Annotated in this window: 20 protein-coding genes; 7 read left to right on the top strand and 13 right to left on the bottom strand. The window is 73.8% G+C overall.

Features of this window, described 5'->3' with window-relative positions:
• Positions 1–28: 28 nt before the first annotated feature.
• Both L3X23_RS14120 and L3X23_RS14115 read left to right on the top strand, forming a co-directional pair.
• Positions 29–817, top strand: coding sequence for an enoyl-CoA hydratase/isomerase family protein (locus L3X23_RS14120; protein ID WP_237192653.1), 789 nt, complete (start codon positions 29–31; stop codon positions 815–817).
• The gene (locus L3X23_RS14115) at positions 814–1,407 is read left to right on the top strand and encodes a TetR/AcrR family transcriptional regulator (protein WP_237192652.1); all 594 of its coding nucleotides are present in this window, start codon (positions 814–816) and stop codon (positions 1,405–1,407) included. Before L3X23_RS14120 ends, L3X23_RS14115 begins: the two co-directional genes overlap by 4 nt.
• Here the strand turns inward: L3X23_RS14115 and L3X23_RS14110 are convergent.
• Positions 1,391–2,080 carry a DUF899 family protein gene (locus L3X23_RS14110; protein WP_237192651.1) on the bottom strand — a complete coding sequence of 230 codons (690 nt, stop codon included), beginning with the start codon at positions 2,078–2,080 and terminating at the stop codon, positions 1,391–1,393. The genes L3X23_RS14115 and L3X23_RS14110 overlap by 17 nt on opposite strands.
• Before the next feature lie 163 nt (positions 2,081–2,243).
• Between L3X23_RS14110 and L3X23_RS14105 the strand changes: the two genes are divergently transcribed.
• Both L3X23_RS14105 and L3X23_RS14100 read left to right on the top strand, forming a co-directional pair.
• On the top strand, positions 2,244–2,729 hold the full coding sequence (locus L3X23_RS14105) for a peroxiredoxin (protein ID WP_237192650.1): 486 nt from the start codon (positions 2,244–2,246) through the stop codon (positions 2,727–2,729).
• Positions 2,730–2,785: 56 nt separating this feature from the next.
• Entirely contained in the window at positions 2,786–3,754 is a 969-nt protein-coding gene (locus L3X23_RS14100; protein WP_237192649.1) for a zinc-binding dehydrogenase, read from the top strand.
• 60 nt (positions 3,755–3,814) lie between these two features.
• Here L3X23_RS14100 and L3X23_RS14095 read toward each other — a convergent pair whose 3' ends face one another.
• Positions 3,815–5,752 (bottom strand): M13-type metalloendopeptidase, encoded by a 1,938-nt coding sequence (locus L3X23_RS14095; protein ID WP_237192648.1) that lies wholly within the window; start codon positions 5,750–5,752, stop codon positions 3,815–3,817.
• 13 nt (positions 5,753–5,765) lie between these two features.
• On the bottom strand, positions 5,766–6,572 hold the full coding sequence (locus tag L3X23_RS14090; protein ID WP_237192647.1) for an LLM class flavin-dependent oxidoreductase: 807 nt from the start codon (positions 6,570–6,572) through the stop codon (positions 5,766–5,768).
• A gap of 224 nt (positions 6,573–6,796) precedes the next feature.
• Between L3X23_RS14090 and L3X23_RS14085 the strand changes: the two genes are divergently transcribed.
• Both L3X23_RS14085 and L3X23_RS14080 read left to right on the top strand, forming a co-directional pair.
• The gene (locus L3X23_RS14085) at positions 6,797–7,708 is read left to right on the top strand and encodes a TauD/TfdA family dioxygenase (RefSeq protein ID WP_237192646.1); all 912 of its coding nucleotides are present in this window, start codon (positions 6,797–6,799) and stop codon (positions 7,706–7,708) included.
• A 31-nt stretch (positions 7,709–7,739) separates the two neighbouring features.
• Entirely contained in the window at positions 7,740–8,924 is a 1,185-nt protein-coding gene (locus L3X23_RS14080; RefSeq protein ID WP_237192645.1) for a CoA transferase, read from the top strand.
• Positions 8,925–8,988: 64 nt separating this feature from the next.
• Here L3X23_RS14080 and L3X23_RS14075 read toward each other — a convergent pair whose 3' ends face one another.
• From L3X23_RS14075 to glyA, 6 genes are read right to left on the bottom strand one after another with little or no spacing between them, the layout of a single operon-like run.
• A complete protein-coding gene (locus tag L3X23_RS14075) occupies positions 8,989–10,314 on the bottom strand; it encodes an L-serine ammonia-lyase (RefSeq protein WP_237192644.1) in 1,326 nt (441 codons plus the stop codon).
• The gene (locus L3X23_RS14070) at positions 10,311–10,850 is read right to left on the bottom strand and encodes a sarcosine oxidase subunit gamma (protein WP_237192643.1); all 540 of its coding nucleotides are present in this window, start codon (positions 10,848–10,850) and stop codon (positions 10,311–10,313) included. The genes L3X23_RS14075 and L3X23_RS14070 overlap by 4 nt, the downstream gene beginning before the upstream one ends.
• The gene (locus tag L3X23_RS14065) at positions 10,843–13,590 is read right to left on the bottom strand and encodes a 2Fe-2S iron-sulfur cluster-binding protein (RefSeq protein ID WP_237192642.1); all 2,748 of its coding nucleotides are present in this window, start codon (positions 13,588–13,590) and stop codon (positions 10,843–10,845) included. Before L3X23_RS14065 ends, L3X23_RS14070 begins: the two co-directional genes overlap by 8 nt.
• Complete coding sequence (locus L3X23_RS14060) at positions 13,587–13,829, bottom strand: sarcosine oxidase subunit delta (protein ID WP_093078829.1); 243 nt, start codon at positions 13,827–13,829, stop codon at positions 13,587–13,589. Before L3X23_RS14060 ends, L3X23_RS14065 begins: the two co-directional genes overlap by 4 nt.
• A gap of 8 nt (positions 13,830–13,837) precedes the next feature.
• Positions 13,838–15,055, bottom strand: a complete 1,218-nt coding sequence (locus tag L3X23_RS14055) for a sarcosine oxidase subunit beta family protein (protein WP_237192641.1) — start codon at positions 15,053–15,055, stop codon at positions 13,838–13,840.
• Complete coding sequence (gene glyA, locus L3X23_RS14050; RefSeq protein WP_237192640.1) at positions 15,055–16,317, bottom strand: serine hydroxymethyltransferase; 1,263 nt, start codon at positions 16,315–16,317, stop codon at positions 15,055–15,057. The genes L3X23_RS14055 and glyA overlap by 1 nt, the downstream gene beginning before the upstream one ends.
• A gap of 86 nt (positions 16,318–16,403) precedes the next feature.
• Here glyA and L3X23_RS14045 point away from each other — a divergent pair, with 86 nt between their 5' ends.
• A complete protein-coding gene (locus L3X23_RS14045; RefSeq protein WP_237192639.1) occupies positions 16,404–17,060 on the top strand; it encodes a GntR family transcriptional regulator in 657 nt (218 codons plus the stop codon).
• A gap of 67 nt (positions 17,061–17,127) precedes the next feature.
• Here L3X23_RS14045 and L3X23_RS14040 read toward each other — a convergent pair whose 3' ends face one another.
• Genes L3X23_RS14040 through treS form a run of 4 tightly spaced genes read right to left on the bottom strand, consistent with a single transcriptional unit; the run spans position 17,128 to position 22,231 of the window.
• Positions 17,128–19,086: a TPM domain-containing protein gene (locus tag L3X23_RS14040; RefSeq protein ID WP_237192638.1), complete on the bottom strand. Its 1,959-nt coding sequence runs from the start codon at positions 19,084–19,086 to the stop codon at positions 17,128–17,130.
• Between the two features lie 17 nt (positions 19,087–19,103).
• Positions 19,104–19,565 (bottom strand): HIT family protein, encoded by a 462-nt coding sequence (locus L3X23_RS14035; RefSeq protein WP_237192637.1) that lies wholly within the window; start codon positions 19,563–19,565, stop codon positions 19,104–19,106.
• A gap of 9 nt (positions 19,566–19,574) precedes the next feature.
• Positions 19,575–20,009: an SRPBCC family protein gene (locus tag L3X23_RS14030; protein WP_237192636.1), complete on the bottom strand. Its 435-nt coding sequence runs from the start codon at positions 20,007–20,009 to the stop codon at positions 19,575–19,577.
• Positions 20,006–22,231, bottom strand: coding sequence for a maltose alpha-D-glucosyltransferase (gene treS, locus L3X23_RS14025; RefSeq protein ID WP_237192635.1), 2,226 nt, complete (start codon positions 22,229–22,231; stop codon positions 20,006–20,008). The genes L3X23_RS14030 and treS overlap by 4 nt, the downstream gene beginning before the upstream one ends.
• Positions 22,232–22,276: the final 45 nt, after the last annotated feature.

Here is a 22,276-nt window from a genome sequence, read left to right as displayed (position 1 = left end):
GGTTGACGGCGGCGGCTAGCATGGCCCGATGGACTCGCCTGTCACCCTCGAGCGCGACGGCGCCGTCGCGGTCGTCACGCTGAACCGGCCCGAGCGGCGCAACGCGCTGACCGTCGAGCTGAAGGAGGCGCTGCACCAGGCGCTGGCGGAGGTCGCGGCCGACCCGGACGTCCGCGCCGTGGTGCTGGCGGGCAGCGGCAAGTCGTTCTGCGTGGGGCAGGACCTGGGCGAGCACGTGAAGTCCCTGCGCGGTGACTCGGCCACCTCGTTCGACACCGTGGAGAAGCACTACAACCCGATCGTCACGCTGCTCGCGACGATGCCGAAACCGGTGGTCTGCGCGATCAACGGCGGGGCGGTCGGGGCGGGCCTCGGCTTCGCCATGGCCTGCGACCTGCGGATCGCGGCCGAGGGCGCCACGTTCGCCACCGCCTTCTCGGCGATCGGGCTGACCGCGGACTCGGGACTGTCGGCCACGCTCACGCACTCGCTCGGCGCGGCCAGGGCCACCGAGCTGCTGCTGCTCGGCGAGTCGTTCGACGCGGCGCAGGCACTGGCGTCCGGCCTGGTCCGGTCGGTCGTCCCGGCGGACGAGGTGCTCGGCGCGGCGCTCACGCTCGCCCGGAAGCTGGCCGCCGGGCCCACGCTGGCCTACGCCGAGATCAAGAAGGCCGTGGCGATCGGGGCGGTGTCCTCCCTGGACACGGTCCTGGCCGCCGAGGCCGCGGGGCAGGCGCGGCTGGGCGTCACCCGGGACCACCACGAGGCCGTGGAGGCGTTCCTCGAGAAGCGCGCCCCCGCGTTCGAGGGGCGATGACGGCCCCCACCGGGCGGCGCCGACCGGCCTACGACGCGGCGTCCCTGCTCGCCGTGGCGGTCGCGGAGTTCAACACCCGCGGCTACGACGCCACGTCGATGGAGGACCTCTCCCGCGCCGCGGGCATCACCAAGTCCAGCTTCTACCACCACGTCTCGGGCAAGGAGGAGCTGCTCAAGGCGGCTCTCACCCGGGCCTTGGACGGTCTGTTCGGGATCCTCTCCGAGCCGGAGTCGCTCTCCGGTCCGGCGCTGGACCGCCTGCGGCACATCATCTACCGGCAGGTGGAGGTGCTGCAGTCGGAGCTGCCGTACGTCACGCTGCTGCTGCGGGTGCGGGGCAACACCGAGACCGAGCGGTGGGCGCTCGCCCGCCGCCGCGCCTACGACGCCTCGATCGCCTCGCTCGTCGCCGAGGCGGTGGCGGACGGTGAGGTGCGCGCCGGCGTCGAGCCCTCGCTCGCCGCCCGCCTGCTCAGCGGCACGGTCAACTCGATCAGCGAGTGGTACCGCCCCGGCCGCCCCGGCTCCGACGCCCTGCCGGGTGAGGTCGTGCGGATCGTGGGCGAGGGCATCATCCCGCCTGCGTAGCGTCCCCGTAGGCCGCGGCGATCTCGTCGGAGCCCATCCACCGCGCGTAGGCGGGGCCCTGCGGCCAGCCCTCGGGGGAGTCCTGCCACTCCTCCCGGCGGCCGTAGGGCAGGACGTCGACCAGCGCGAACAGGTGGCTGAGCTGCTCCACCCCGCGCCCGTTCGTGTGCCAGGTCCGGTAGACCCGGTCGCCGTCGCGCAGGAAGACGTTGACGCCGAAGCCCTCGTTCGGCCCCGCGCCGACGTCCGCGCCGAACGCGCTGCCCGCCGTCGAGTACCACTCCATGCGGTTGCCGACCTCGTCCCGGTAGGCGAGCGCGTCGGCGATCGGGCCCTGGGTGACGATCACGAACCGGGCGCCGAACTTCGCCAGGCCCGCGAAGCGGGTGAACTGCGTGGTGAAGCTCGTGCAGCCGCCGCACTGCCACCGGGCCCCGTCCTCCCACATGTGGTGGTAGACGATCAGCTGGTCCTGGTCGCCGAACAGGTCGACCAGCCGGACCGGCCCGTCCGGGCCCTCCAGCACGTAGTCCGGCATCTCGACCATGGGCAGCCGCCTGCGCTGCGCGGCGATCGCGTCCAGCTCGCGCGTGGCGGCCTTCTCCCTGGTCCGGAGCGCGGCGAGCTCCCGCTCCCAGGTCTGCGTGTCGACGACGGGCGGTCGTGCGGTCATGGGTCCTCCCGGTTCGGTGGAGCTTCGGTGACGTCGTGGGGGTGGACTCTCCCGGGGCGCGGAACTCATCGTTCGGTCGGGGACGGCACGGGTGCGGCTGCGGCGCGAGTGCGCCCGCAGTAGCGTCGAGCTGATCACGACACTTCGCGAAACGAGGCACCCCATGGCCCTCTCGGCCGGCGACACCCTTCCCGAGGTCACGCTGACGACGATGCGCGACGACAAGCCCACCCCCGTCACGAGCACCGAGGTGCTGGGCACGGGCACGGTCGTGCTGTTCGGCGTCCCCGGCGCCTTCACCCCCACCTGCTCGGACCAGCACCTCCCCGAGTACGTGCTGCGGGCGGACGAGCTCAAGGCCAAGGGCGTGGACACGATCGCCTGCGTCTCGGTCAACGACGCCTTCGTCATGGACGCCTGGGGCAAGTCCCGGGACACCGGGGACGCCGTGCTCATGCTCGGCGACGGGAACGGCGACCTCGCCAAGGCCCTCGGGCTCACCCTGGACGGCACCGGCATGGGCCTGGGGCTGCGCAACCAGCGCTACGCGGCGGTCTTCACCGACGGGGTCGCGAAGGGTGTGTGGGTGGAGAGCTCGCCCGGCGACGTCACCGTCAGCTCGGCCGACGCCGTGCTCAAGTCCCTCTAGGCGGGTGTGGGCGGGGTCATAGCCGAACTGAGCGGTCGATCAGTCAGGGTGGACCCGTGCTGCGCGTGGTGTGTACCGAGTTCGGAGACCCGGAGAAGCTGACGCTCGTCGAGGAGCCCGACCCCCTGCCCGGGCCCGGTGAGGTCCTCGTGGGCGTCGAGGCCGCGGGGGTCAGCTTCGTCGACGGGTTGATCGTGCAGGGCCGCTACCAGGTGAGGCCGCCGCTGCCGTTCACCCCCGGGTCGGCGGTCGCGGGCACCGTCCTCGCGGTCGGCGACGGTGTGGACCCGGCGCAGAAGGGCACCGCGGTCGTCGGCTCGGTGCTGGGGTTCGGCGGGTACGCGAGCCGTGCCGTCCTGCGGAACCCCGTGTCGCTGCCGCCGGGTGTGGGTCCGGTCGTGGCCGCCTCCGCGCTCGAGTCCTACTGCACGCTGGTCTTCGCCGTGACCCGCCGCGTGGCGATCGCGCCGGACGAGTGGGTCGTCGTGCTGGGTGCGGGCGGCGGGATCGGGCTGGCCGCGGTGGACGTCGCCCGCAGCCTGGGCGCGCGGGTGCTGGCCGTCGCGTCGAGCGCGGAGAAGCGGGCGGCGGCGGTCGCGGCCGGCGCCACCGAGGCGATCGACTACACCGACCTCAAGGACGGCATCCGTGCGGCCACGGGCGGCGGCGCGGACGTGGTCGTCGATCCCGTCGGGGGCCCGGCGGCGGAGTCCGCGCTGCGCGCGCTCAGGGCGGGCGGGCGGTTCTGCGTGCTCGGGTTCGCGAGCGGCGAGATCCCGCGGCTGCCCGCCAACATCGTGCTGCTGCGCAACCGCACGGTCGTCGGCGTGGACTGGGGGGACTGGGCGCGGGAGGTCGGCGGGGCCGAGGGTCAGGCCGCCCTGCTGGCGGACGTCGTCGGGCGGATCGGGCGCGGTGACCTGCACCCGCCGCAGCCGGTCACCGCCCCGTTGGCCGAGGCCGCGCAGATCCTGCGCCGCTACGCCGACCGAACGGCCGTCGGCAAGTACGTGCTGGTCCCCTGATCCTCGACGGCGAACGGCGCGTTCGCTCACCAGGTGTGAGCGGACGCGCCGTTCGTCGGGTCACCAGATGCGGACGCGGGCCTCGGGGGAGGTGTAGAGCGCGTCGTCGGGGGAGACCTCGAACGCCTCGTGGAAGGCGTCCAGGTTGGTCACCACCGCGTTGCAGCGCAGGTCCGGCGGGGAGTGCGGGTCGACGGCGAGCCTGCGGACCGCCTCGGCGTCCCGGGTGGCCGCCCGCCACACCTGGGCCCACCCGACGAGCACCCGCTGCAGCCCGGTGAACCCGTCGATCACCGGGGCCTCGGTGTCCCCGAGCGCGATCCTGTAGGCCTTGATCGCGATCGTCAGCCCGCCCAGGTCGCCGATGTTCTCGCCGACCGTGAGCGCCCCGTTGACCTTGTGCTCGGGCAGCCCGGCGGGGGAGAGCAGCGAGTACTGCTCGATCAGCGCGCCGCTGCGCTTGTCGAACTCCGCCCGGTCCGCGGTCTCCCACCAGTCGGTCATGTTGCCGTCGCCGTCGTAGCGGCTGCCCTGGTCGTCGAAGCCGTGGCCGATCTCGTGCCCGATGACGGCGCCGATGCCGCCGTAGTTGGCCGCGTCGTCCGCCTCGGGGTCGAAGAAGGGCGGCTGCAGGATCGCGGCCGGGAAGACGATCTCGTTCATCCGCGGGTGGTAGTAGGCGTTGACCGTCTGCGGGGTCATCAGCCACTCGTCCTTGTCGACGGGCCCGCCGATCCGCGCGAGGTCGTAGTCGAAGTCCCACTCCGCCGCCCGCAGCATGTTGCCGAGCAGGTCGTCCCGGGAGACGACGAGCGACGAGTAGTCCTTCCACCTGTCGGGGTAGCCGATCTTCGGGCGGAACTTGCCCAGCTTCTCCAGCGCCCGCTCGCGGGTCTGCGGCGACATCCAGTCCAGCGTGGAGATCGACTGCCGGTAGGCCTCGACGAGGTTCGCGACGAGCTCGACCATCCGCTCCTTCGACGACGCCGGGAAGTGCCGCTCCACGTAGAGCTTCCCGACCTCCTCGCCGACGGCGCCCTCCACCACCGAGACCCCGCGCTTCCAGCGCTCCCGCAGGGCGGGGGTGCCGGACAGGGTGCGGCCGTAGAAGTCGAAGTCCTCCTCGACCACGGCGTCGTTCAGGTAGTCCGCGCAGGCGGACGCCACCCGGATCGACAGCCAGGCCTTCCACTGCTCCAGCGGGAGCTCGGCCCACAACCGGGCCGCGGCCAGCACGAAGGCGGGCTGCCGCACGACGACCTCGTCGAACGCGCCCTCCGGGGCCGCGAGCGCGGCGTGCCACGCCGACCAGGGGAACTCCGGGGCGTTGGCCTGCACCGCGGGCCAGGTCATCAGGGTGTAGGTCTTCTCGGCGTCCCGGTTGGTCACCCGGTCCCAGGAGATCGCGGCGAGCCGCGTCTCCAGGTCCAGCACCGTGGCGGACTCGTCCGGCAGGCCCACCAGGGCGGACAGCCGGGACAGGTGCGTCAGGTACGCGGCCCGGATCTCCGCGTACTGCTCCTCGCGGTAGTACGACTCGTCCGGCAGGCCGAGCCCGGCCTGCGACAGGTGCACCAGGTAGCGCGACGAGTCCTTGGCGTCGGTCCCGACGAAGGCGCCGAAGAGCGCGGCCCGGCCCTGCCGCTGGCGGCGGCCGAGCACCCCGGCGAGCTCCTCCTTCGACGACGCGTCCGCGATCTCCGCCAGGAGCGGCTGCAGCGGGGCGGTGCCCAGCTCCTCGATCCGCTCGGTGTCCATGTAGGAGGCGTACAGGTCGGCCACCCGGCCCTCGCGGACCTCCTCGACGATGGCCCGGACGTCCTCCTCGGCCCGGTCGCGCAGGTCCCGGAAGGCGCCGTCCTGCGCCCGGTCGTCCGGGATCACGTGCCCCGCGAGCCACTTGCCGTTGACGTGGGTGAACAGGTCGTCCTGCGGGCGGGTGCCGGTGTCCACCCAACGCAGGTCCAGGCCACTGCGGCGCTGCTCGGTATCGGTCACCCGGCCATCCTGCCTAAGCGGGCGCCGTGCTCGCCACGGGTCGACGGTAGGAGTCCCGCGCCGCCCGGCCGACCTCGAGGGTCCGCAGGTGCGTCGCGCGGTCGGTCCGCGTGGGCTGGGTCTGCACGAGGAGCGTGGTCGCCCAGCTCAGGGCGGGGTCGGCGCGCAGCCGGGCGGTCACCTCCGCGGCGGGCTCCCCGGCCCGGACCAGCCGCGACACCGCGACCCGCGGCTCGCCGACCGACCGTCCCCAGAACCGCTCCAGGTCCACGGCGGCGCCCTGCGGCCTGCCCGAGATCACCCCCGTCCCGCGGGCCGCGGCCGCGTCGACGCCCCGGGCCGATCCCGTCGCCCACCACATCCGGTCCAGCAGCCCGGGCGCGTCCGGCACGAGCGTGATCCCGCCGAGGACGGCCCGCAGCTCGTCGACGGCCGCCGCGGTCTCGGCGTGCCGACGCTCGTGGTCGCGCCCGAACAGGGCCGACGCGGCCGGGTCCGACCCCGCCCCGACGCCGAGCTCCAGTCGCTCGCCGGACAGCGTGTCCAGCACGGCGGCGTCCTCCGCGACCCGGCGCGGGTCCTCGAGTGCCACCGCGACGACACCCACCCCGAGCCGGATCCGCTGCGTGGCCTGCGCGACCGCCGCGAGCAGCACGAACGGCGACGGCAGGTACCCCTGCGCCTCGCTGTTGTGGTGCTGGGCGACCCAGAACGAGTCGTAGCCCGCCGCCTCCGCCGCCACGGCGAGGGCCACGGTGTCGCGGTAGGCGTCGCGCGGCGAGCCGAGCCCGCCGACGTGCGTGAGGTAGCCCAGCTCCATACCTACGCAGGGTATCGATCAACGTACGCACGGTAGTCATCGGGCCCGGTGACGGCGACCACCCTTGCCGTGCCGCTGCGCGGGCGTCACGATCGGCACGTGGACCTTCGGCTGGTGGCGCGACTCTACGTCGACCTCTGCCGGACGGCCGTGGCGCTCTGTCGGTGACCCCGTCCCCGTCCCCGTCCCCGCCCCCGTCCGCACCGCTCCCGAGGAGCCCCGCCGTGTCCCCGCTGTCCCCCGTGTCCCCGTCGTCCCCGCTCGCCGCCGTCGACCTGACCCTCGAGCCGCTCGGCCCGCGCTTCGGCGCGATCGTCCACGACGTCGACCTGGCCACCGCCTCCGACGCCCAGGTGGCCGCCATCCGCGCCCGGCTCACCGAGCGCAAGGTGCTGTTCTTCCGCGGCCAGCACGCCCTCGACCCGACCGGCCAGGTCCGGCTGGGCAACCGGATCGGCGAGCTGACGGCGTCCCACCCGGTGGTCCCGGGCATCGACGACGAGCACACCGAGATCTACGCGCTGGACTCCGCGGACAACGGCTTCTCCGACGTCTGGCACACCGACGTCACCTTCATGAAGCGGCCGCCGCTGGGCTCGATCCTGCGGGCGGTCACCCTGCCGGCCGCCGGCGGCGACACGAACTGGGCCGACCTGGAGCTCGCCTACGAGTCCCTGTCCCCGGCGGTGCAGCGCCTCGCCGACGAGCTCGACGCGGTCCACGACGGCAACCGCGAGTTCGGCTACTACCTCGCGCAGCGCCGCCAGGGCCGGGGCAGCGTCTGGGAGGGCGAGACGGTCACCAGCCTCGAACCGGTCGTGCACCCCGTGGTGCGCGTGCACCCCGAGACCGGGCGTCGGTCGCTGTTCGTGAACCCCGGCTTCACCGAGCGGATCCAGGGCGTGTCGGACGCCGAGAGCAGGCACCTGCTGGACCTGTTCTACGCGCACCTCACCAAGCCCGAGCACATCGTGCGCCACCGCTGGGCCGAGGGGGACGTCGCGATGTGGGACAACCGCTCCACCGTCCACTACGCGAACCGCGACTACGGGGACGCCCGCCGCGTGATGCACCGCGTCACGCTGCGCGGGGACGCGCCGGTCGGGGTGGAGGCGCTGCGCTCCCAGGCGGTCTGAGCGCCGGCTGGGGATAGGTAGCCTGGCTCGTGTGAGTAGACCTCTGGCCGGGTTGCAGGTGGTGGAGTGCGCGAGCTTCGTCGCGGGACCGACGGGCGGCATGACCCTCGCCCAGCTCGGTGCCTCGGTGATCCGGATCGACCCGCTGGGCGGCGGGTCGGACCATCTGCGCTGGCCGGTGGACCGGGCGGGTGACTCGTTCTACTGGGCCTCGCTGAACAAGGGCAAGCGCTCGGTCGCCGTGGACATGCGCTCCGACGAGGGCCGCGCCCTGGTCACCGACCTGATCGCCGCGACCGGCGTGCTGGTGGACAACGTCGTCGGGCGGCGGTGGATGGCCCCGGAGACCCTGCGCGCGAAGCGGGCCGACCTGATCCACGTCCGGGTGCAGGGCTATCCGGACGGGCGGCCCGCCGTCGACTACACCGTCAACGCCGAGGTCGGGATCCCGCAGATCACCGGGACCGAGGAGGGCGCCGCGCCGGTCAACCACGTGCTCCCCGCCTGGGACCTGGTCACCGGTCTGTCGGTGTCCACGGCCGTCCTCGCCGCGCTCTACGCCAGGTCCACGACCGGCGAGGGGGCGTTCGTGGAGCTCGCGCTCTCGGACGTCGCGCTGGCCGGGGTGGCGAACCTGGGCTGGCTGTCGGAGGCCGCCGAGCGGGGCACGGAGCGCCCGCGACACGGCAACCACGTGTACGGCTCGTTCGGCGTGGACTTCGCCTGCTCGGACGGCCAGCGGGTGATGGTCGTGGCGCTGACCCCCGGCCAGTGGTCCGCCCTGACCTCGGTGACCGGGACCGGCGAGGTGTTCGCCGCGCTCGAGCAGGCGCTCGAGGCGGACCTGACGAGCGAGTCGGAGCGCTACCGGCTGCGGGACACCATCGCGGCCGTCCTCAAGCCCTGGTTCCTGGCCCGCGACTCCAAGACGGTGTCCGACGAGCTGGACACCGCCCGCGTGCTCTGGGGCCGCTACCAGGGCATGACGGACGTGGTGGCCGCCCACCGCACCGGCGGGCACGCGGTCCTCGCGGACCTGGAGATGCCGGACGGGACGTCCGCGATCACCGCCCGGTCGCCGCTGCGGTTCGACGGCGACCACGGCGACGCGGGCGCCACCCCGGTGCTCGGCCGCGAGACCGACGAGGTGCTGAGCGAGGTGCTGGGCCTGTCCCCGGCCGAGCTCGGCGGGCTGCACGACCGCGGTGTGGTGTAGCGGCTTCGCCGCCCGTGCGTGGTAAGTGGTGCTCCAGCACCACTTACCACGCACGACTCTCGGCTCAGCACTCCACGACGGTCAGGGCCAGGCCGCCGCGGCTGGTCTCCTTGTACTTGCTCTTCATGTCCCGGCCGGTCAGCCGCATGGTCCGGATGGCCTTGTCGAGGCTGACGTGGTGCACGCCGTCCCCGCGCACCGCCATCCGGGCCGCGGTGATCGCCTTCGACGCGGCGACGGCGTTCCGCTCGATGCAGGGGATCTGGACCAGGCCGCCGATCGGGTCGCAGGTCAGGCCCAGGTTGTGCTCGATGCCGATCTCCGCGGCGTTCTCCACCTGCTCCGGGCTGCCGCCCATGACCTCCGCGAGCCCGGCGGCAGCCATGGAGCAGGCCGAGCCCACCTCACCCTGGCAGCCGACCTCGGCGCCGGAGATCGAGGCGTTCTCCTTGAACAGGCTGCCGACGGCGGTGGCGGCCAAGAGGAACCGGACGACGCCGTCGTCGTCGGCGCCCCGGCAGAACCGCCGGTAGTAGTGCAGGACCGCGGGCACGATCCCGGCCGCGCCGTTGGTGGGGGCCGTGACGACGCGCCCGCCCGCCGCGTTCTCCTCGTTGACGGCCAGGGCGAACAGCGTGACCCACTCGGCGGGGTCCGCGTCCTCCTCCTGCAGCGCCGCCCGCATGTCGGCCGCCCGCCGTCGGACCTGCAGGCCGCCCGGCAGCACCCCGGTCGTCGTGGACCCGCGCTCGACGCACTCCTGCATCACCGCCCACAGCGCGAGCAGCCCGTCGCGGACCTCGGCCTCGGTGCGGCTGGCGCACTCGTTGGCCAGGGTGAGCGCGCTGATCGACAGCCCGGTCTCCCGGCAGCGCGTGAGCAGCTCGGCCCCGGTCGAGTAGGGGTGCGGCACCGCGACGGCGGGTGGGCGCCACGCCTCGCCGTCGACGACGAACCCGCCGCCCACCGAGAAGTACTCCGCGGTCAGCAGCGTGGTGTCCCCGGCGGTGGCGGTGAAGCGCATCCCGTTGGGGTGGAAGGGGAGCACCCGCCTGCGGTGCAGGATCACCTCCGGGGCGGCGGCCTCGTGCACACCGGCCAGACGGATGCGGCCGGTCCGCTCGACGTCCGCCACGGTCGACGACCGCGGGTCGACCGTCTCCGGCTCCTCCCCGGCCAGTCCGCGCACCACCGCGCCGACGCTGCCGTGCCCCTTCCCGGTCGCCCCGAGGCTGCCGAACAGCTCCGCCCGGACACGGACCACCCGGGGCAGGAGCCCCTCGCGCCCCAGCCGCTCGACGAACAGGCGCGCCGCCCGCATCGGACCCACCGTGTGAGAGCTCGACGGCCCGATGCCCACGGTGAACAGGTCGAACGCGGACACGGTCATCCGCGGTGCTCCGCCCCGGTGTCCGTGCGCCACTCCGTGGCGGTGTCCGTGCGCCACTCCGTGGCGGCGTCGAGCAACCACTCCGCCAGGTACGCGGCGAACGAGGACCGCACGAGGATGCGGTAGTCGTTCTCGCCCAGGCAGAGCAGGATCACGTTCGCCTGGCCGAGCGTGGTGACCGCCGCCGAACCCGCGCCGAACACGCGCGGGTGCAGGTCGATCGCGCACCCCGTCTCCAGGACGTCCCGGGCGTGGGCCCCGCGCAGCCGGATCGTGGTGCGCTGCGCGGAGACGTCCGTGCCGCCCAGCTCGGCGGCGGAGCGGAACGGGCTGGTCCGCAGGACCTCGTCGGGGCCGAGCCACACGGCGTCGAACCCGTCGTCCGCCACCCAGGTGTTCGGGCGCAGGGCGGTCTCGCCGCGGACGCTCGTCATCGTGTGGAACGGCTCGGCCAGGAGGGCGACCGAGTCCGGGAGCTCGGCGAACCGGGCGGCCCAGCCGTCGAGCGCGCCGGTGCGGGTGAGCGTCTCAGCCATCGCGGCGGGTCCCCTCGGGGTCGACGAGCACGGATCCGGTGACCTCGACGGGGACCAGGTCCCCGGCCACCGGGACGGTCAGCCGCTCGCCGATCCGCGCGTGCCCGCCCTTGACCAGGGCCAACGCGAACGTGCGGCCGAGCGCGGCGCTGCGGTAGCTGGACGTGACATGGCCGAGCATCGGCACCGGGGGCGGCGGCAGCTCCTCGGTCTGCTCGACGATCTGCGAGCCCTCCGGCAGCTTCACCGTCGGGTCCAGCGGCAGCAGCCCCACGAGCTGCTTGCGCAGCGGGTTGCGGTTCTCCGCCCGCGCGAACGACCGCTTGCCGATGAAGTCGACCTTCTTCGTCGAGACCGCCCAGCTCATCCCGAGGTCCTGCGGGGTCACGGTGCCGTCGGTGTCCTGCCCGATGATCGGGTAGCCCTTCTCCGCGCGCAGCACGTGCATCGTCTCGGTGCCGTAGGGGGTGATCCCGTACGGCTCGCCGAGCGCGATCAGCCTGCGCCACAAGGCGGGGGCGTGCCAGCCGTCGACGTTGACCTCCCAGGCCAGCTCGCCGGAGAAGCTGATCCGGGCCAGCCGGACCGGCACGCCGTCCACCTCGGTGTCCTGCCAGGTCATGAACGGGAAGGCCGCGGCGGAGACGTCGACGTGCGGGGCGAGCGCGCCCACCACGTCCCGGCTCCGCGGCCCCACGACCGGGAAGGTCGCCCACTGCTCGGTCACCGACGTCAGCGTGACGCGCAGGTGCGGCCACTCGGTCTGCAGCCACTCCTCCATGTGGTCCAGGATCGGCGCGGCGCCGCCGGTGGTGGTGTAGACGAGGAAACCCTCGTCGTCCAGCCGCAGGACGGTGCCGTCGTCGATCACCATGCCGTCGAGGCCGCACATCACGCCGTAGCGGACCCGGCCGGGCCGCAGGCTGGACATGAGGTTCGTGTAGATCATGTCGAGGAAGGCGCCCGCGTCCGGGCCGCGGACCTCGATCTTGCCGAGCGTGGAGCCGTCGAGGATGCCGACGTCCCGGCGGACCGCCGCGCACTCGCGCAGCACCGCGGTGTCCATGTCCTCAGTGCCACCAGCCTCACCGGGCAGCGGGTAGTACCGTGCCCGCTTCCACTGGCCGACGTCCTCGAACACCGCCCCGCGCGCCACGTGCCAGGCGTGCAGCGCCGTGGTCCGGACCGGGTCGAAGAGCTGCCCGCGCTCCCGCCCGGCCAGCGCCGCGAACGCGACCGGGGTGTACGGAGGCCGGAACGTGGTGGTGCCCAGCGACTCGATCGGCACCCCGAGCAGCTCGGCGGTGATCGCGCTCGCGAGCACGCCGGAGGTCTTGCCCTGGTCGTGCGCGGTGCCGATCGTGGTGTAGCGCTTGACGTGCTCGACGCTGCGCAGCCCGGCCCCCGTGGCGCGCGCGATGTCGGCGACCGTCGAGTCGCGCTGCAGGTCGACGTACTGGCGCGCGGGGTCGCCGTCGGTCCGCCACAGGACCAGGTTGGTGCGGGGGAGGGGCTCGGGGGTCTCGCCCCGGCCCTCCGCGAGGCACCCGGCGAGGTCGAACGTCCCGTTCGCGGCGCCGACCACGGTCACCCCCGCCAGGGCCTCACCCGGTCGGAACGCGCCCAGCTCGGCGTCGTAGCGCAGGGCGCCGCGGACGTGCGAGAACAGGTGGGAGGTCGGGTTCCAGCCGCCGGAGAGCAGGAGCAGGTCGCAGGGCAGCTCGCCCTGGTCGGTGAGCACGTGGCTGATCGCGCCGTCCGGTCCGGCACCGGTCCCCAGCACCAGCCCTCGTGCGCGGCGATAGTCGCCGGAGCGACTATCGCCGCGCACGGGGCGGGGGTCGAGGAGCGTCACTTCCGCGCCCGCCCCGGCGAGGTCGGCGGCGGCGTCGTAGGCGGCGTCGTCGCTGGTGAAGACCACGACCCTGCGGCCCGCGAGCACCCCGTACCGGTGCAGGAGGTCGCGCGCGGAGGCGGCGAGCATGATCCCGGGACGGTCGTTGTCCGCCACCACGATCGGGCGCTCGTGGGCGCCGGTCGCCACGACCACGTGCCCGGCCCGGATCCGCCAGACCCGCTGCCGGGACAGGCCCTGCGGCGCCGGGGCCAGGTGGTCGGTCCGGCGCTCCAGGGCGAGGACGAACCCGTCGTCGTAGTGGCCGAACGCGGTGGTGCGCAGCAGGATCCGCACGTCCGGGTGCGCGCGCAGCTCGGCGAGCGTGTCGGCGACGAAGTCCAGCGCGTCCCGGCCGCAGATCCGTTCGGTGCCGGTCAGCGAGCCGCCCGCGGCGGGGCGGTCGTCCACCAGCACCACGCGGTCGCCGCGGCGGGCCGCGGTGCGGGCGGCGAGCAGGCCCGCGGGGCCCGCCCCGACCACCAGGGTCTCGCAGTGCGCGTACCGGCGGTCGTAGCGCGCGGTGTCGGGGACCTCGGCCAGCCGGCCGCGACCGCCGATCGAGGAGGCGACCAGGCCGTCGACCAGCTCGATCGTGGTGGCGAGCAGCATCGGCTCGGGGAAGGGCTCCTCGACCTGCACGAGGCCGGTCGGGTCCTCGCTCCAGGCGGCCGTGACGCCGCGCGGGCGGTCATGCTTCACGCTGCGCGCGATCGTCCGGACCCCGTGGGCGAGCAGCGCCGAGGCCAGCGTGTCGCCGGGGTGGCCGGTGTAGGAGACCCCGTCGAAGGTGAAGCGCAGCGTGCGCGTCCGGTCGACCCGGCCGTACCCGTCGACGCGCGTCATCGCGAGAACCGGTAGGTCGCGGTGTCCCGGACGGCGGTGAACCAGCGGCGGCAGCCCGCCGCGTGGCTCCAGCGCTCCTCGAAGCGCCCCTTGGGGTTCGCGCGGACGAACACGAAACGCCCCCACTCCTCGTCGGTCAGGGCGGCGGGGTCCGCGGGGTAGGCCACCCCGGCCTGTCCGCCGTAGTGGAACTCGACCTCCTCGCGGGGGCCGCAGTACGGACACTCGATCAGCTGCATGACGGCTCCTAGTGGGCGACGGCCGCGGCGCCGTGCTCGTCGACGAGCGCGCCGGTCGTGAACCGGTCGAGGGCGAACGGGGCGACGTAGGGGTGCGGGCGGCCGTGCGCGACGGTGTCCGCCAGGCACCACCCGATGCCGGGGGTGGCCTTGAAACCGCCTGTGCCCCAACCACTGTTCAGGTACACGTTGGCGTAGGGCGTGTGCCCGACGATCGGCGACGCGTCCGGGGTGACGTCCACGATCCCGCCCCACGTCCGCAGCAGGTGCGCGCGGGCGAACACCGGGAACAGCTCCACCGCGGCCGCCATCTGACGCTCGATGATGTGGAAGGCGCCGCGCTGGCCGTAGCCGTTGTAGGAGTCCACACCCGCGCCCATCACCAGCTCGCCCTTGTGCGCCTGGGAGACGTAGACGTGCACCGCGTTCGACATGACGATCGTGGGGTGGACGGGCTCGAGCAGCTCGGAGACCAAGGCCTGCAACGGGTGTGACTGCAGCGGCGCCGGGACGCCCAGCATGTCCAGCAGCACGGACGTGTGCCCGGCCGCGCACAGCGCCACCGTGCCGCAGGCGATGTCACCCCGGGTCGTCCGGACTCCGGTGACCCGGTCGCCGTCGGTCTCGAAGCCCACGACCTCGCAGTCCTGGATCAGGTCGATCCCGGCCTCGTCGGCGCGGCGGGCGAACCCCCAGGCCACGTAGTCGTGCTTCGCGATGCCCGCGCGCGGCTGGTAGGTCGCGCCGTGGACGGGGTAGCGGATGTCCCCGGACACGTTGACGATCGGGCAGATCTTGGCGACCTCGTCGGGGGAGAGCCACTCGGCGTCGATCCCGTTGAGCCGGTTGGCCTCGACGCGGCGGACCGAGTCGCGGACGTCCTGCTCGGTGTGGGCGAGGTTCAGCACGCCGCGCTGGGAGAACAGGATCGGGTAGCCGAGGTCCTCCTCCAGCCCCTCCCACAGCTTCAGCGCGTGCTCGTAGATCGCCGCGGACTCGTCCCACAGGTAGTTGGAGCGGATCAGGGTGGTGTTGCGGGCCATGTTGCCGCCCGCGAGCCAGCCCTTCTCCAGCACCGCGACGTTCGTGATCCCGTGGTTCTTCGCGAGGTAGTGCGCGGTGGCCAGGCCGTGCCCGCCGCCGCCGACGACGACCACGTCGTAGCTGCGGCGAGGGTCCGGTGTACGCCAGAGGAAGTCCGGGTGCTCGGGAAGGTTCTCAGCCATCAGATCTCCGGGTAGAGCGGGTGGCGGGCGACGAGCGCGTCCACTCGGGACCTCAGCGCGGCGAGGTCCGGGTCGGGGCGCAGGGCGAGGGCGATGACGTCCGACACCTCGGTGAAGTCCGCCTCGGTGAACCCGCGGGTGGCGAGCGCGGGGGTGCCGATCCGCAGGCCGGAGCTGACCATCGGGGGGCGGGGGTCGAAGGGGACGGCGTTGCGGTTGACCGTGATCCCGACGGCGTCGAGCCGGTCCTCGGCCTGCTGTCCGTCGAGCTCGTGGTGGCGCAGGTCGACGAGCACGAGGTGGACGTCCGTGCCCCCGGACACCACGCTCACGTTCTCCTCGGCCAGCAGCCGCGAGGCCAGGATCCGGGCGCCGGCGAGGGTCCGCTCCTGGCGCTCGCGGAACTCGGGCGTGGCGGCCAGCTTGAACGCCACCGCCTTCGCGGCGATGACGTGCTCGAGCGGCCCGCCCTGCTGGCCGGGGAACACCGACGAGTTGAACTTCTTCGCCAGGTCGCCTCGGGCGAGGATCACGCCGCCGCGCGGCCCGCCTAGCGTCTTGTGCGTGGTCGAGGTGACGACGTGGGCGTGCGGCACCGGGCTCGGGTGCAGCCCCGCCGCGACCAGGCCCGCGAAGTGCGCCATGTCCACCATGAGGTAGGCGCCCACCGAGTCGGCGATCCGGCGGAACTCGGCGAAGTCCAGCTGCCGCGGGTAGGCCGACCAGCCCGCCACGATCAGCGTCGGCCGCCGCTGCAGGGCGAGCCGCTCGACCTCGGCCATGTCGACGCGGTGGTCCGACTCGCGGACGTGGTAGGCCGCGACGTCGTAGAGCTTGCCGGAGAAGTTCAGCCGCATCCCGTGGGTCAGGTGCCCGCCGTGCGCGAGGTCGAGGCCGAGGATCGTGTCGCCGGGGGAGAGCAGGGCGGCCATGGCGGCGGCGTTCGCCTGCGCGCCGGAGTGCGGCTGGACGTTGGCGTACTCGGCGCCGAACAGGGCCTTCAGCCGGTCGATCGCCAGCTGCTCCACGACGTCGACGTGTTCGCAGCCGCCGTAGTAGCGGCGGCCCGGGTAGCCCTCGGCGTACTTGTTGGTGAGCACCGAGCCCTGCGCCTGCAGCACGGCCAGCGGCGCGACGTTCTCGCTGGCGATCATCTCGAGGGTGTCCCGCTGCCGGGCCAGCTCGGCGGTGACGGCGGCGTGCACCTCCGGATCGGCCTCGGCGAGCGGGAGTCCAAGGGCGGAGCGGGTGGCGAGCGACATGGCGTGCTCTCTCTGGTCGGCACGTACGCGTGGACTGGTATATCAACCATGGGGTACGGTGGCCGCGAGGTCAAGGGGGAGTGCGGATGAGCGTGACGGCAGAGCTCGGCGCGGGCGAGTCGCTGGCCGACCGCGCGTACGCGGCGATCCGGGACCGGCTCGTCATGCTGGAGATCCGCCCCGGCGACCCGCTGAACGACGACCGGCTGGCCGCCGAGCTCGGCACCGGGCGCACCCCGGTGCGCGAGGCGCTCAAGCGGCTCGAGGTCGACCGGCTCGTCGTCGCCTATCCGCGGCGGGGCACGTTCGCGACCCCCGTGGACATCACCGACCTGGCGAACCTGTCCCAGGTCCGGTTCGTGCTCGAGCCGCTCGCCGCCCGCGCGGCCGCCCGGGACGCGGGCGCGGCCGACCGCGCCGCCCTGCGGGAGCTCGCCCGCACGATCGCCGGGCTGGACCCCGAGGGCGACCCGCGGGCGCTGCTGCGCGCGGACGTCGAGGTCCACCGGGCGCTCTACCGCGCCACGGGCAACCCGCACCTCGAGGACGTCTGCGTGCGCCTGGACAATCTCGCCACCCGGATCTGGGTCCTGTTCCTCGACCGCCTGCCCGCGCTCCCCGGCCACGTCCACGAGCACGCCGACCTGTTGGACGCGGTGGTGGCGGGCGAGGAGGACAGGGCCGAGGCACTGGCCCGAGCCCACGTGGAGGGCTTCGAGCGCAGCATCCGCGCCCTCCTCTGACGCACTATGGAACCGTAACGTCCGTTTCGAGGCCTCGGATCGACGTTATGGTTCCATAGTGCGTGGGCTAGAAGCGGCCGCCACCGCCCCGGCGCCCGCGGGATGCCGAGCCGCCGAAGCTGCCGGGGGAGCGGCCGCCGCCGAACCCGCCACCGCCGAAGCCGCCGCCTCGGGACCCGCCTCGGTAGCCGCCGCCGCGCATGGCCTCGTTGAGGATGCCGCCGAGCACCAGGCTGCCCAGGTCGACGCCGGTGCTGCCGCCGCCCTGGGTGGGTCCGGACCAGCGGTTCACGTCCTGGCGGGCCAGGTTCAGGGCCTCGTTGCCGAGGGACTCGGCCTGCTGGGCCTCGCGCAGGGCCGCGGTGGGGTCACCGCCCGCGGTGGCGGCGGCGAGGTGCCGCTGCGCCTCGGCGAGCCGGGTGCGGGCCGGGGTCCCGATGGCGCCGCGGCGCGTCGACACGAAGTCCGACGCCGCCGACACCGCGGCGCGCGCGGAGACGAGGGTCTGGTCGAGCATCGCGGCCGCCCGGCGCGCCCGCTCCTCCGCCTCGCGGGCCGCCGCGATCGCCTGGTCCAGGGCGACGTTCGCCTCGTCGAGCAGGTGCAGGGCGGCCAGCGGATCGGGTTGCGCGGCGGTCGCGGCCTGCTCGGCGGACTCCAGGGCCGCCCGCGCCCTGGCGAGCACACCGGCGTCCACCCCGGACAGCGCCGAGGCCTCGGCGAGGTCCTGTTCCACCTCGGCCCGCGCCGCGGGGATCCGGCCCGCCGCCTCGACGAGCTCGGTCTCCCGGCGTCCCACGCCGTCGAGCAGGGTCTCGGCCTGGGTCAGCGCGTCCTCGGCGGCCCGTCCGTCGACGACCGCGTAGGCGGGGCGGGAGGCGCCGAGCTGGGTGCGGGCCTCGCCGATCTCCTTCTCGGCGTCGGCGAGCAGGGCGTGCGCCTGGGCGAGGTGGTCCGCCACGGGCTCCAGCGCGGCGGGCGCGTAGCGGGCGCCGAGCCGCGCCCACGCCGCCTCGACCTCGGGGATCCGTGCGGTCAGGCCGAAGTGCCGCGAGGCCAGGCCGTCGACGTACCCGCCCGCGTCCGCCTCCAGGGCGCGCATCCGGTCGAACGCCTCGACCTGCGCGTCGAGCCGGTCGTCCGCCTGCGTGGCGAGCCGGAGGATCTCCGCGTGCAGGGCGCGCTGCTGGGGCTCGGTCTCGGGGATCTCGTCGTCGAGCCGCTGGCGGATCTCGAAGGCCGCCAGCATGTCCGCCCGCGACGCCTCCAGGGCGGCGACGAACGGGGCCACCGCCTCCTCGCCGAAGTGGCCGCGGGCGGCCGCCAGCTCGGTCTCGGAGGTGCCGACGGCGTTGTCGACGTCCAGCAGGGCCTGCGACGAGCGGAAACCGAGGTCCTCGGTGGACTCTCCGGGGAAGGGGTCCGCGATCTGCTCCTCCTGCGGGGCGGGAGCGGGCGCCGCCTTCCTCCGACGCCGCGAGACCAGGTACGCCCCGCCGCCGACGACCACCGCGCCGCCCACGACGTACGGCACGACCGAGCCGCCGGACCCGCTCGACGAGCCGCCCGTGCGGAGCCCGTCGGCCAGCGCGACCGCGGCGCCCGCCCAGTCCGACCGCGCGAGCAGGGGCTGCACGTCGTTCGCCTCGATCGCGTCCGTGGCGGACGCCGACAGGGGGAAGCCCTGGTCGAACGAGGTGCCGTACACCCGGTCCCCGGTCGCCACGGCGAACAGCACCTGGTTGCGACCCAGCTGGGACGCCTGCGCGGTGGCCTCGGCCCAGGCCTGTCCGTCCCGGCCGTCGAACGAGTCGACGTAGACGACGTAGAGCTCCCAACCCTTCTCGCTGCGCAGCTGCGCGGCCGCCTGCGTGATCCGCGTGGTGTCCGCGGGGGTGAGCACCCCCGCCCGGTCGGTCACCCGGTCCGGTACGCGGAAGGGCGCGTCGGCCGAGGCCGTGCCGACGAACAGCAGGAACGGCAGGACGAGAAGGGCGGCAAGGGCCGCGAGCCGGCGCAGCGTCACGCGTCCATCTTGGCCCCTCAGGCCCCGCCGATCACCAAGGCCCGCAGTTCCAGGGCGATCCGGTCCCGCAGCTCGGCGTGGGCGGCGGCGGCGCGGTGCTCCTCGGCCTCCAGGTCCGGGTAGCGCCAGACCGGCCGCGAGCGGTACTCGTCCGGCTCCCAGGAGTAGCGCGGGTGGACGTGGGCGTGCAGGTGGGGCCAGCTGTTGCCGAGGATCTCGTAGTTCAGCCGCCGGAACGCGGGGTCGCCGCGCAGCGCGGTGACGACCGCCTGGCCGAGCAGGGCGAGATCCTCCAGGAAGGCCGTCCGCTCGGGCGGCTCGAGATCGGTGAGGTGGTCGGCCTCGCCGCGGTGGATCAGCAGGCAGTAGCCCGGCAGCTTCTGGTGGTCGCCGAACACCGCGTACCCCGACACGGTCTCGCCCACCAGGTTCTGGGGCTTCTCGCCGCGCCGCAGCGCGGCCAGCCTCCCGTCGCTCATGGGGGCAGGCTATTGGCTCGGGGCCGTCGGCGCCGGACCACCGGCCCCCAGCAGGGCTGCGAGCCGCTCGAGGTCCTGCCGCACGGCCGCGACGTCCCGGGCCAGGTCCTCGGGGGTCATGTCCGGCCGCTGCCGGACGGTGAACAGGACGTCGCAGCCGTCGCCGTTGGGCAGGACGCGCAGCGGGTTGGACACGACCTCCCCGCCCGGCAGGGTGACGTCGTGGTCCGCGACGCCGTGCTCGTTGCGCGGGGCGAAGGCGATCTCGACCTCGCCCATGGGGGAGTCGGTCACCCAGCGCCCCTCGCGGAGCTCGACCGTCGCCCCGGCGAGCCCGGCCGCCCAGCGCGGGAGGTTCGTCGGGTCGGTCACGAAGGCGTAGACGGCCTCCGCGGGCGCGGCGACCTGGACCGCGACGTGGGTACTCGGCACCGTCCCTGTCACGGCAGCTCCAGCAGGAACGAGTGGCCCTGGTGGGGCTCCAGCTCCACCAGGAACGCCCGCAGGTCGTCCACCACCCCGGCCTCCTTCTCGGTGAACATGTCCACCACGCGGGAGCCGGGCACGAGGTGCTCGCTGCGGATCGTGCCGGTCACGGCCTCGGGGCTGAAGTTCAGCACGGTGACGTGCTGGTCGCCGCCCTCCAGCTCGTGCACCATCACCAGCATGCCGCGGTGCGAGACGTCCGGGACGTCGATCTGGCGGCTCGTGGCGATCCCGTGCCGGGACCGGACCGCCAGGATCGCCTGGAGCTGGCGCAGGAAGCTGCGCTCGTCCGCGAGCTGCTCGGGCAGCGGGCCGTAGAGCGAGCGGCCGCGCGGCATCCCGGCGCTGGACTTCACGGCCTGGGGCGCCACGCCCATCAGGTCGTGGGCGGCCCGGTTCATCCAGCGGGTGTCGCCCTCGGCGATCAGCTCGGCGACGTCCTCCGCGGGCAGGGTGAGCATGCCGGTGAGGTCCCACCCGGAGAGGGCGAAGACCCCGGGCTGCAGGGCGTTGAACATGGCCAGCAGCAGGTGCACCCGCATGATCGCGGGGACGTCCGCCTCGGTGATGTCGTCGAGCGAGCGGAAGCCCAGCGTGGCCGCGATGACGGTCGCCGTGGTGCAGGCGATGCCGTTCGTGGTGAACACCCGGTTGTAGTCGACGCTCACCAGCGTCTCGGACAGGTCAGCGCGGATCCGCTCGGCCAGCTGCTCGCCGGTGACGTCCTCGCCCGCGAACGGGTAGACGTCGTCGCGGTGGCCGGTGGCCCAGTGCAGCAGCTCGTAGGTGAGCTCGTCGTGGTTCTGCAGGGCGTGCACGAGCCCGGCCGGGTCGACGCCCAGCTCCAGGGACGTGCGCAGGGTCAGCCGCAGGAACTCGGTGTCCGCGGTGACCAGCGCGTGGTGGTAGGCGGGGCGGTTGACGAAGTCGTAGGACAGGTCCGCGCCCGCGGCGGAGGTGGCCCGGATGTCGTCGATGGTGAGGTTGAGCTCCTGGAAGGTGAACCCGCCGACCTTGCGGACCATGGAGCCGATGAGGTGGTTGGCCGCGGCGCTCAGCGGGTGCCCCTCCGACCAGGCGGGCATGCCCTCCGCCGCCTTCTCGACGCCGAGGAACCCGTTGGCGTCCAGGCGCAGCGCGCCCGCGCCGAGGTCGGCCAGCGAGTGCAGCGCGTCCCCGATGACCAGGCGCATCCCGGCGAAGCTGGGGTCCAGCCAGTTGATGGAGGGCTGCCCGTCCTTGAAGTAGTGCAGGTACACCCAGCGCCGTGAGACCCCGTCCACGCCGATCACCGGCTTGGTCGCGCTCCAGTTCGTCTCCTTCACCCCGGGCGCGTAGAAGATGACGCGCTGCAGGCGGCCGATGATGTAGCCGGCCTTCTCCAGGGCCTCCTCGGTGGCGGCGTCGAGGTTGGCGGAGTCCCGGCCCGCCGGGACGTCCGGCAGCAGGTCCCAGTCCTCCTCCTCGATCTCCACCATGTGGTAGATGCCGGGGTAGTCGGCGTGCTTCATCTCGGCGAGCCGGAAGTCCGCGCCCTTGCCGGTGTGGCCGGGGACGATGTCGTCGATGATCGTGCCGCCGGACCAGGTGGCCATGCCGCACATGGCCCGGAACTCGGCCTCCGTGCCGAAGGCGGGGTCGATCTCGGTGGACATCCGGTCGAAGTGGCCGTCGACGGAGCTGGTGAGCTGCCAGCCCGAGATGCCGCCCGCCCGCTTCACCGGTCCGGTGTGGACGGCCTCGATGCCCACCGCGGAGAAGACGTTCCAGAGCGCCTCGTCACCCAGGGCGCCCAGGAAGGACTCGCCCGGCCGGGTGATGAACGAGATGGGGTAGGCGGTGAACCACACCGACGCCGTCTCGACCGCCTGGCGCGGGCCGGGATCGGCGAAGGGGTTCTGCCACATCGAGCCCTGGCCGGAGAACTGGCGGGCGATCTCGTTGGCGTCCGCGAGCATCGACTGGCTGAGCAGCCAGGACACGTAGGCCGGGTTCTCGCCGGTCGCGGCGCCGTCCTTGGCCACCGAGCGCCGGACGACGGGTGTCTTGGCCCGCGCGCGGTGGCGCAGCGTCCGCGGCCGCGCCGGGTACTCGTGCTCCGCGTAGGTGATCTCGCTCGGTTCGTGGGGTGCCTGCTCGGGCGTCCGGCCCGATGTCTGCAGCCCCTGCTCGTCCGTCATCAACGCTCCGTGCTCGCCTGGTGCCCGCCTCAGCCGGGGGAGGTG

It is taken from the genome of Pseudonocardia sp. WMMC193 (genome assembly GCF_021728735.1).
In the GTDB taxonomy this organism is placed as follows: Bacteria; Actinomycetota; Actinomycetes; order Mycobacteriales; family Pseudonocardiaceae; genus Pseudonocardia; species Pseudonocardia oroxyli.
This window is presented reverse-complemented; position numbering and strand designations above follow the sequence as displayed.